The following is an 8817-nucleotide window of genomic DNA, read 5'->3' on the forward strand; positions in this document are numbered from 1 at the left end:
TAAATCAACAGCGAGTCCCGCCAGGAGCGGGACGGGGATTCAGGGGTATCGGTCATGAAACGCTCGGTTGGTCGCGGTACATTAAATCAGGGACAACGTTTGGCGATCAGATACAGCCTCTGGGCAGCCAGTGACGCCTGCTCATCAATCTCGAAAGTTGGTGAATTGCAGCGGCATATCAACGCCCTCGGCACTGCGTAGCAACGCCATGACCTGTTGCAGGTCATCGCGCTTCTTGCCGGTAACCCGCAGCTGGTCGCCCTGGATCTGGGCCTGCACTTTGAGCTTGCTGTCTTTGATCAGCTTGACCATCTTCTTGCTCAGCTCGGTTTCCAACCCGGTGCGCACGATCACTTCCTGACGCGCCTGCTTGCCGACGGTGGTCGGGTCTTTGATCTCCAGGCAGGCGATATCAATATTGTTCTTCACCATGGTGCCCTGCAGAATGTCCAGCATCTGTTGCAGCTGGAAATCTGCTTCAGCGGTGAGCGTCACCACGAAGTCCTTGCGCTCAAACTGGGCATCCACGCCCTTGAAGTCGTAGCGATTGCCCACCACGCGGTTGGCCTGGTCCACCGTATTGGTCAATACGTGCTTATCGACCTCGGACACCACATCAAAAGACGGCATAGAACTACCTCACTCTCATCAATTCAGGATCAGGCCAGCAGGGTGATCAACGCCAGCACGCAGACCCACAGCAACAGGGAACGGGAATACAGGGGCTGGCTGGCGCGAATCATATCCAGGTCCACCGCCGAGTCGGCGGGTTCCGGCTCGGTCCTGCCCAAAGCACCCAGCATCTGATCGTACAGCAGGACCGACGTTCCCTGACGGGTATCGCCAAGATCGCGCTGACAACGGAAAAAACAACTGTCGAAATTGCCCGCCATGGCCCAGGTAAAGCCCATGACACGAACCACCGGCCACTCCATCAGCCAGAGCCAGCGGTGCACCTGGGCCGATTCGGAGCGCTCCCGGTAGAGCACACTCAGGCGGTACATCAAAGCGCCCGCCGGGCCCAATACCAGAAACCAGAACAGCACCGCGAACATCCGCTCGCACCCGCGATAGGCAATGGTTTTGAGCGCCTGACGATGCATGCTGGCCCAGTCCTCGGGGTCGGCGTCTTCCACCGCATTGCCCTGAAGGGCCGCCAGATGGCGGGCCGCACTCACCGAGTCCTCCCGTTCGCTGGCCTCCACATAGGCCTGCACCTCGGCCGAAAAGTCACCTCGGCCAAGGCTGTACAGCAGTACCGGGACGGCAATAAAAATCAGCCAGCCCTGCGAAAGGCCCTCGGCCACGGCCCAGGTCAGTAACCATAGCACCAGGGCCGGCACCACCACCGCCAGCAACAACTGCAACTTGGGCCACGCACGGCTGGGGCGCTGCTCGAGCCAGTGCAGATAACGATCAAACCACCCGTCTTTTTGCAGGGGCGCACCAGAGCCCCACCACTGCACCAGGACGAGAACCAGAAAGACACTGAGGAAGGTCATAAGCGTTCCGAGAGCTGTGAGCGAAAGTGGCGCCAGTCGAAGGCCGGGCCCGGATCGGTTTTCCGTCCGGGGGCGATATCCGAATGGCCGGTAATGCGCTCCGGCGTCAGCGCCGGATAACAGGATAATAACAGACGGGTGACCTCGGCCAAACGCCGGTATTGCGGCTTGGTGTAGGGAAGGTCGTCACACCCTTCCAGTTCAATGCCGATGCTGAAATCGTTGCACTCGGTTCGACCGTCAAACTCGGAGGCGCCCGCATGCCAGGCGCGCCGATCCAGAGGCACAAACTGCACCAACTCACCGTCCCGGGTAATGAACAGGTGCGCCGACACCCGAAGATCCCGGATCTGCTCAAAATAGGGGTCGCGATTGATGTCGAGTTGATTGCAGAAGAAGTCTTCCACACACCCGGTTCCAAACTGCCCGGGCGGGAGACTGATGTTGTGAACCACCAGCAGGCTGATGGCCTCGCCCGGCGGACGCTCGTTATAGTTGGGAGACGGACAGCGGCGGGCCGAAGTCAGCCAGCCGTCCTGAATGGATACGCTCACGGGCCCCTCCAGTCATTCATGGCGTGAATGATACAGGGGCCGGGAGCCTTTGTCGCTGTTGCTGGGGGTTACCGGGCGCGGGAGCTGCGCAGGTTACCGATCACCGCTTCGAGCGCGCGATCGAACAACATGCCATCGTCGAGGATTCGCATCCGGCCGGATTTGAGCGCTCGCGCCAGTCCTTCGCGGGTCTCTTCCGCCACCTTCATACCGGAGCGATTTACAAAAATGTATTTGCCGGTGGGCTTGATCATCGCCGCCAGGCGGCAGCGGAACGCCTGCCCCTGCTCATCCTGGCGCTCGAACCAGCTCCCCTGGGTCAGATTGGACACCAACGCCATATGAGGGTCCGACGCGGGCAGCGGCCCATCGTCAGAGACACCAACCTCACCGGTCACCACAGAAGATGGGGTGGATTCGGTAGAAGAGCCTTCGGCGCTTGAAACTGAGCCTTCAGCGCTCGAAACCAAGCCTTCCGCGATGGGAGTTGAATCCTCAGCCCCGGAAGCCGAGCTGTCAGCCTGACTGGAAGCCTCATCAGAAGCCGCGCTCGGTTCTTCAACCACCTGAAGCACGGGGGCCTGAGCGGCTTCATCGGCCACCGCTTCAGCATTCGCCTCAGGGACAGGTTCTGGCTCGGCGGCTACCGTCTCGGTCGCGACCGGATCAGCGCCCCGCTGAGACGGCTCGGCGGCCGGCGCCGGCTGACTGGCTTCCCGCAACCGGGACAGGTGAAGCTGCTCCAACTGTTTGAACAGCTGGTTCATTTCGTACGGATTGTAAGCGATGGATTCCAGACCCGCCCGCAACTGCGGCAACAGTTCGGGCACCAGCTTGAGCAGCTTCTGACGATTGTCGCGATCCATGGGAGCCGTGGCGCTCCAGACCAACTGCTCGGCGGATTCCAGGGCTTCCCGCCAGTCGTCACTGTCAGTGCCCTGCTTCAGGCAGATGATAAACAGCACCTTGGACCAGGCTTCATACAGCAGGGTATTGGCCGCTACCGCCAGAGTCTGCCCCTGGGTCAGACGCTTGAGTGCCGCATCCACTTCGGCCCGGGCACGCTCAGAGCGCGCCTTGCCATCTTCCGCGTCCAACGTGCGCTGCTCCAGAATGCGGGCCCGGCGCCGTTCTTTTTCCTGGTAGGCGCGGAAGTCCAGCAGCATGCGGTCGAAGATGCCGACATCGCTCTCAAATTCCGCCAGAATGGTCTGAACGATCTGATCCACCTTCTGGTAAAAGGTGTCTTTGCGCCGCCCCTCTTCTCCTGTGTCCTGCCAGCCCAACGCGGCCATGGCCAGTTCATTGAGCAGGCGACGGGCGGGATGCCCGCCTTTGCTGAAAAAACTTTTATCCGCAATCGCGACCTTGATCAGCGGAATCTGTAACCGCCCCAGCAAGGCCTTCATGGGCGAAGCCAGATTGCGGTCGTCGAGAATGAACTCGAACATCATGCTGACCAGATTGATGACATCCTCATCCACCTGGTTCAGCGACTGCCGGCGGGTATTTTTGACCAGACCGCGAACCAGCTGCGGCACATTGACCGCATCGGCGCCCTGATCCAGGCTGGCCCAGTCTTGCTGCTGTGCCTGGGAGAGCAGATGCACCAGATCCTGGGTGTCCAGCGACTCGCCGGCACCGGAATCTTGACTCTGACTCGCCCCGCCCTGGTTGGACAGGAGGTCCCGCAGCGTGTGCAGCACCTGATTGGATTCATCCTCTCGCTGAGCACGCTCGGCCCGGGCGGCTCGCGAGGGCTGCGCTCCGGCCCTTTGCCGGCGGGCAGCGGGCGCGCCCGCTTTCAGGGACGGCAGGATGTTGGCATCAATCAGCTGCTGGTTGACGCTTTCATACATCGACCCCAATCGCGAGACCACCCACTTGTCAAATAGCTTGAACAGTACCAGCTTCGCCTTGACGTCGATCTTCAGCGCCTTGGCGGCCTCGGTGAATCCGGTGCAGATGGCGTCGGCCCCCAGGGGATTGTTCTTCTGGTACACCTTCACCGGCACCAGTTGATCCATCCGCAACGTCAGATGTTGGACGGCCTCGGCGAACTGCTCGTTGGCTTTGTTGACCATGCTTTCGGTCGCCACCATCTGCTCCAGCTCATCGTTCTGAACCAGGCTCAGTTCCTCAAGGGAAGCCTCCTCTCGCTGTTGCCGGTTTGACTCGCCGGGTTCCAGCAGTGCCGCAAAGCCCCGGTCCAGCCCCAGAAAAAACGTATGCTCCAAGGTGCGCCGCTGCAACCGGACCTCACGCATGGAGTCAAAGTACAGGTTCTGTTCCTGATTGCTGGTAGCCTGGTCGGCCAGTTCGAACAGGGAATCATCCGCCTTGTCGAACAGATCCCGCAGCAGCCCCTGAAGGGTTTGCCGTGCCCGGTCGCGCACGCTGTGCATGGCCGCCGGCAGGCGCGCCAACGACACGGTCGCTGGCTGACGTCGCTCGGGGTTGAGCGGGACGACATTTTCACGCTGGGGTTGCACGGAATCGTTCATGGTGATGTTCCTGAGGGTGGTCACTGTCGGGACAATTTACAGTTACGATCATTAGTATAACGAGGATCAGGACACATCCCAGCGACAAATGATAAGATCGAGACCCCTATCACAATTTCGGCTAACAGCTTCATTTGCTTAGAAAAATTTGGCTGACAAACGAGAAAAACAGGGCCCTGCGGGTATAAAAACCCGTGACACTTTGATGACCACCGAAACGCTCACCACGGGGCAGTTATGACACAGGAGCAAATGCCCGGCCAGCAGGCCGGACGCGGCATGCTGGTTGCAGCCTGGATCATCGGGCTCGCACTGCTCACCTGGGCCTTCGGCGTCTGGGAAGACCGCAAGGACAACCCCAATCGCTCGATCCAGGGCCAGGTCGTCAATGGCGTTCAGGAGGTCGTGTTGCGTCGCAACCGCTCGGGACACTATGTGGTTCCCGGACAGATCAACGGAGAGGACGCCACCTTCCTGCTCGATACCGGCGCCACGGACGTGGTCGTCAGCCAGGACCTGGCCGAACGCGCGGGTCTTCGGGCCGGAGCCCGGCAGTGGGCCATGACCGCCAACGGCCGAATTGAAGTGCGCGCCACCCGACTCGAACGCCTGGAGCTCGGCACCATCCAACTGCGCGACGTCAGCGCCAGCATCAACCCCGCCATGGGCGGTGACCAGGTACTGCTGGGCATGAGCGCCCTCGGACAGGTAGAATTCCGCCAGCAAGGCGACCGCCTCACTCTGCGTTACCAAGGTGACTGACTCCATGACCGAACTCAATCCGGACCTGCAACGGGCCATCGAGGCCAACGTCCGTGCCGCGCTGGCCGAGGACATTGGCAGCGGCGATATCAATGCCCTTCTGATTCCCGCTGAGCGGGTCGCCCACGCCCGGGTCATCACCCGCGAGGCGGGCTGCTTTTGCGGTCGCCCCTGGGTGGAGGAAGTGTTCCGGCAACTCGACCCGGACACCCGGATCACCTGGCACATTCAGGACGGGGATTCGGTAAAGCCGGACCAGCTACTGTTCGAGTTAAGCGGGAATGCCCGGGCACTGCTCACGGGAGAGCGCACCGCTCTGAACTTCGTGCAGACGTTATCCGGCACCGCCAGCGTCAGTGCCGCTTACGCACAAAAGGTCAAGGACGCACCGGTCACTCTGCTGGATACCCGCAAAACCCTGCCCGGACTACGCCTGGCCCAGAAGTACGCGGTGGGCTGTGGGGGCTGTGCGAATCACCGGGTCGGTTTATTCGATGCGTTCCTGATCAAAGAGAACCACATCGCCGCCTGCGGCGGTATCGCCGAGGCTGTCAGTAAAGCGCGGGAAATCGCCCCGGAGACGCCGGTGGAGGTGGAAGTGGAATCACTGAAGCAGTTGGAACAGGCTCTGACGGCCGGCGCCGACATTGTCATGCTCGACAATTTCTCGCCCGAGGACCTGACCGTCGCGGTATCCCGCAACCGTGGACGGGCCAAACTGGAAGCGTCGGGCAATGTGACCGACGCGACGCTGGCCACCCTGGCCAATACCGGCGTGGATTACATATCCATCGGGGCCCTGACCAAACACTGCAGAGCGCTGGACCTGTCGATGCGGCTGTCGGTGGAAGAGGCCTAGCGACCGGTCACCCCGGCGCGCTCTGACTATTCATCATTAAGGCGCTCTGGCAGTTTGTGCAGCGCATAGACGTCAAACCGGCTGCTCTTGCCCTCAATCCGGTGCCCGGGCGCCCGTCCGGCCAGATCCGGCGCCTTGCGGGGCCGCTTGACCACGACCCGGTAGCGCGCCTTTGCCAACGCCGGCGCCAACAGATCATCGGCATCGGCATCCGCCCCCACCAGGGTATGAAACGCCCGCATTTCTTTTTTCACATCGGCTGATTTTTGGCGCTCGGGAAACATTGGGTCCAGATAGATGACATCGGGACGCACCGGGTCGCCCTCAGCGAGTGATGCAAGGTAACTTGCGCCGTCACCCAATTGCAGAGACATGCGCCCGAGAATCTCCATCAGGTCGCCGTCACCGCTCTGCTCGGCGCCCCGCCTGGCGCGCGCCAGACCGTCCGCCAACAACCGATAGACCACCGGCGAACGTTCCCACAGTTGCACACGGCAACCCAGCGAGGCGAGCACAAACGCATCCCGCCCCAGCCCCGCGGTCAGGTCCAGCACGTGTGGGAATACATGCGGCTTTAATCCCACCGCCTTGGCGATCATCTGCCCTTTGCCGCCCCCAAAGCGGCGCCGATGATCCACCGCCCCGCCCAGGAAGTCCACCTGAACCGGCCCGGGGACCTTGCGTCCGGTGTGGTGTAAGGCCAGGCCGTGGTCGTCATACACCAGGGCAAAGGTTGGCTCGGAGAGCTGCTCCGGCTCGGCATTGATCAGCAGAGGGACATCCAGTTCGCGGGCCGTCGCCGCCGCTTCCGCTCGGGAGTCGGAAGACTGGGCAATAACAACCAGCGGCCAGGTCGCCGATAAGGTGTTCATAGCAGTCGCTTCATCAGGGCAGAAAACTGGGCGGGACTGTGCCGGGAAAGGCACACATCATCAATCAAGAGGGAATGCGGAGCGCGTCCCTGCGCTCGTCAAACTCGCTTACTGCATAGGCAGCAATTCGAGCTCTACCCGACGGTTGGCGGCACGGCCTTCGGCGGTGCTGTTGCTGGCCACCGGATAGCGCGGACCATAGCCATAGGCCTGGATACGACCGGCGGCCACATCGCGGCGGATCAGGTAATCGCGCACACTGGCGGCGCGCTGCTCACTCAGGGTCTGGTTGAGCTGATCACCACCGGTAGAGTCGGTATGACCACTGACCTTGATGGCGGTCTGATCAAACTCGGCCAGTACTTTGGCTACCGAATCCAGCACGCTGTAGAAATCCGAGCGGATTTCGTAGCGGCCAGTGGCGAAGGTAATGTTGCCGGGCATGATCAGGTACAGACGATCGCCTTCACGACGAACCTGCACACCGGAACCCTGAAGCTCATCGCGCAGCTTGGCTTCCTGACGATCCATGTAGTTACCAACACCACCCCCAATCGCCGCACCGGCGGCGGCACCGGTCAGGGCGCCTTTTTTACGATCGCTCTTACTGGCGGAAGCCGCGCCAATAATGGCACCCGCTACGGCACCAATGCCAGCCCCCTTGGCGGTATTACTGGTTTTTTCTTCCCCGGTGTAGGGATCGGTTGTGGTACAAGCTGCGAGAGTGAAGATTGCACACAAAGCCAGCAAACGTTTCATTGCTATTCCTCTATCATTAAATTCCAAAAACGTAAAAGCCCGCCCTAGCGGAAGACTCAAACCGACGGGAACCCGGTAGCTTTTCCCGCCTCCAACTGCCATCATTGATTGCAGTTCAGGTTTCGACACTATAGGCAGAGCCATGGTTCACAGCAACAGTCTAGCGCACACTTTTCGCATTTGGATGATTTTAATGACAGCGACGGCACTGACCGCTTGCACCGGCTATGCGGTGAGCATCAACGACAACCCGGTGTACAACCCGCCGACACTGTTAACCGACTTCCGCCTGCCCGACGCTGCGCTGCACGATTGCGTGCAACAGACCATCGAAGATCAGCAGGTGACCGAGGCCACTCAACTGACCCAACTGAACTGCAGCAGTGCCGGCATCGAATCACTGGCGGGCCTGTCCACCTTTACCGCCCTGCGGGCCATCAGCCTGAATGACAATCCGCTTGAGGACGTCGCTGAACTGAGAACGCTGTCGAGACTGGAAGTGCTGTTGCTGGAAAACAATCAGATCAGATCCGCCGAGCCACTATTGTCGCTGTTACGCCTGAAAGAAGTGGATTTGCGGGGGAATACGGCGCTTGAGTGCAGGGATGCCCGGCAACTGGCCGACAATGCAGAGGGAAAGGTTCACCTGCCTGAGCACTGCACCGAGGCAAGCTGACGGGTCGGACGGCTCAACTGCCGGAATCAAACATCAGGCCCACGGTGTTGCGCAGCTGATGCATCACCCGCATCTGTACCGGCTCATCGTTAATCGGCCCCACCATCTTGCGAAACCGGACCATCACCAGGGTTCCCACCGGTGGCTTGGGCTGGTTTTCAATCAATACCCGGGCCCCACCATCGGAAATATCCTGGGTAAAACCCACGATGGTGCCAAAGCTGGGGTGGGTCATCTCCACACGTATGCTGGCGGAGGTCCGCTCATATTGCCGACGATCAATCACGGTGAGCTCCTTTTCCTGTCAATGTCGGGGCGGGTCTCCGCCG

Annotated in this window: 10 protein-coding genes; 3 read left to right on the forward strand and 7 right to left on the reverse strand. The window is 60.7% G+C overall.

Annotated elements, in window-relative coordinates; translation table 11 throughout:
• Window positions 1-144 precede the first annotated feature (144 nt).
• The 4 genes from B3520_RS09530 to B3520_RS09545 form a co-directional block, all read right to left on the reverse strand.
• Entirely contained in the window at window positions 145-630 is a 486-nt protein-coding gene (locus tag B3520_RS09530; protein WP_024459540.1) for a YajQ family cyclic di-GMP-binding protein, read from the reverse strand.
• A gap of 29 nt (window positions 631-659) precedes the next feature.
• The gene (ampE, locus tag B3520_RS09535) at window positions 660-1502 is read right to left on the reverse strand and encodes a regulatory signaling modulator protein AmpE (protein ID WP_123636858.1); all 843 of its coding nucleotides are present in this window, start codon (window positions 1500-1502) and stop codon (window positions 660-662) included.
• Window positions 1499-2056, reverse strand: a complete 558-nt coding sequence (ampD, locus tag B3520_RS09540; RefSeq protein WP_286804277.1) for a 1,6-anhydro-N-acetylmuramyl-L-alanine amidase AmpD — start codon at window positions 2054-2056, stop codon at window positions 1499-1501. The genes ampE and ampD overlap by 4 nt, the downstream gene beginning before the upstream one ends.
• Before the next feature lie 68 nt (window positions 2057-2124).
• Window positions 2125-4560, reverse strand: a complete 2436-nt coding sequence (locus tag B3520_RS09545; protein ID WP_286804276.1) for a DUF1631 domain-containing protein — start codon at window positions 4558-4560, stop codon at window positions 2125-2127.
• 237 nt (window positions 4561-4797) lie between these two features.
• Here B3520_RS09545 and B3520_RS09550 point away from each other — a divergent pair, with 237 nt between their 5' ends.
• Together B3520_RS09550 and nadC are read left to right on the forward strand one after the other, a co-directional pair.
• Window positions 4798-5322, forward strand: a complete 525-nt coding sequence (locus B3520_RS09550; protein WP_286804275.1) for a retropepsin-like aspartic protease family protein — start codon at window positions 4798-4800, stop codon at window positions 5320-5322.
• Window positions 5323-5326: 4 nt separating this feature from the next.
• Window positions 5327-6181 (forward strand): carboxylating nicotinate-nucleotide diphosphorylase, encoded by an 855-nt coding sequence (nadC, locus tag B3520_RS09555; RefSeq protein ID WP_286804274.1) that lies wholly within the window; start codon window positions 5327-5329, stop codon window positions 6179-6181.
• 26 nt (window positions 6182-6207) lie between these two features.
• Here nadC and B3520_RS09560 read toward each other — a convergent pair whose 3' ends face one another.
• Window positions 6208-7053: a class I SAM-dependent methyltransferase gene (locus B3520_RS09560; RefSeq protein WP_123636854.1), complete on the reverse strand. Its 846-nt coding sequence runs from the start codon at window positions 7051-7053 to the stop codon at window positions 6208-6210.
• 108 nt (window positions 7054-7161) lie between these two features.
• Window positions 7162-7812 carry an OmpA family protein gene (locus B3520_RS09565; protein ID WP_123636853.1) on the reverse strand — a complete coding sequence of 217 codons (651 nt, stop codon included), beginning with the start codon at window positions 7810-7812 and terminating at the stop codon, window positions 7162-7164.
• A 193-nt stretch (window positions 7813-8005) separates the two neighbouring features.
• Between B3520_RS09565 and B3520_RS09570 the strand changes: the two genes are divergently transcribed.
• The gene (locus B3520_RS09570) at window positions 8006-8488 is read left to right on the forward strand and encodes a leucine-rich repeat domain-containing protein (RefSeq protein ID WP_286804273.1); all 483 of its coding nucleotides are present in this window, start codon (window positions 8006-8008) and stop codon (window positions 8486-8488) included.
• Between the two features lie 13 nt (window positions 8489-8501).
• Here the strand turns inward: B3520_RS09570 and B3520_RS09575 are convergent, their stop codons facing one another.
• Entirely contained in the window at window positions 8502-8774 is a 273-nt protein-coding gene (locus tag B3520_RS09575) for a PilZ domain-containing protein (RefSeq protein WP_123636852.1), read from the reverse strand.
• Between the last annotated feature and the right edge of the window lie 43 nt (window positions 8775-8817).

This window comes from Marinimicrobium sp. UBA4509, assembly GCF_002388575.1.
In the GTDB taxonomy this organism is placed as follows: Bacteria; Pseudomonadota; Gammaproteobacteria; order Pseudomonadales; family Cellvibrionaceae; genus Marinimicrobium; species Marinimicrobium koreense.